This window comes from Salipiger sp. PrR007, from assembly GCF_010499845.1.
Lineage (GTDB): Bacteria > Pseudomonadota > Alphaproteobacteria > Rhodobacterales > Rhodobacteraceae > Salipiger > Salipiger pacificus_A.
This window is the reverse complement of sequence record NZ_JAAGOZ010000004.1, coordinates 1-1,239: the sequence shown is the minus strand read 5'-3', so window position 1 is coordinate 1,239 and position 1,239 is coordinate 1. Positions and strand designations below refer to the sequence as shown.

At 64.6% G+C, this 1,239-nt stretch carries 1 protein-coding gene; it reads right to left on the bottom strand.

Annotation, left to right across the window (positions count from 1 at the left end; all coding sequences use genetic code 11):
- Nucleotides 1-69: 69 nt before the first annotated feature.
- A partial coding sequence (tuf, locus tag G0Q01_RS00025) for an elongation factor Tu (RefSeq protein WP_164188787.1) occupies nucleotides 70-1,239 on the bottom strand: 1,170 nt, incomplete at its 5' end.

Here is a 1,239-nt window from a genome sequence, read left to right as displayed (position 1 = left end):
GAAAAGGGGCCGCCCGATGGGCGGCCCCTTCGCAATGCCCGCCCGGTCCGAGGACCGGGCAGAAGCGCATCACTCGATGATTTTCGACACGACGCCGGAGCCGACGGTGCGGCCGCCTTCGCGGATTGCGAAGCGCAGACCATCTTCCATGGCGATCGGGGCGATCAGTTCCACGGCGAACTTCAGGTTGTCGCCGGGCATGACCATCTCGGTGCCCTCGGGGAGGGTCACGGTGCCGGTCACGTCGGTGGTGCGGAAGTAGAACTGCGGACGGTAGTTCGCGAAGAACGGCGTGTGACGGCCGCCTTCTTCCTTGGTCAGGATGTAGACCTCGGCTTCGAACTTGGTGTGCGGCTTGACCGAACCCGGCTTGCAGAGAACCTGGCCACGCTCAACGCCTTCGCGGTCGATGCCGCGCAGCAGGGCGCCGATGTTGTCGCCGGCTTCACCGCGGTCGAGCAGCTTGCGGAACATTTCCACACCGGTGCAGGTGGTCTTCTTGGTGTCGCGGATGCCGACGATTTCCAGTTCGTCGCCGACGTTCACAACGCCACGCTCCACGCGGCCGGTGACCACGGTGCCGCGGCCCGAGATCGAGAACACGTCTTCGATCGGCATCAGGAACGGCTGGTCCACGGCACGTGCCGGCTGCGGGATGTACTCATCCACGGCCGCCATCAGTTCGCGGATCTTGTTCTCGCCGATTTCCGGGTCACGGCCTTCCATCGCGGCCAGAGCCGAGCCGGCGATGACGGGGATGTCGTCGCCCGGGAAGTCGTAAGCCGACAGCAGTTCGCGGATTTCCATCTCGACGAGCTCGAGCAGCTCTTCGTCGTCGACCTGGTCAACCTTGTTCATGAACACGACCATGGCGGGGATGCCCACCTGGCGGCCCAGAAGGATGTGCTCGCGGGTCTGCGGCATGGGGCCGTCAGCTGCGTTCACAACCAGGATCGCGCCGTCCATCTGCGCCGCGCCGGTGATCATGTTCTTCACGTAGTCGGCGTGGCCGGGGCAGTCCACGTGCGCGTAGTGACGCGCGTCGGTCTCGTATTCCACGTGCGCGGTCGAGATCGTGATGCCGCGTGCCTTTTCTTCCGGCGCGCCGTCGATCTGGTCGTACGCGCGGAAGTCACCGAAGTACTTAGTGATCGCTGCGGTCAGCGTGGTCTTGCCGTGGTCGACGTGACCGATCGTGCCGATGTTGCAGTGCGGTTTGCCGCGCTCAAACTTTTCCTT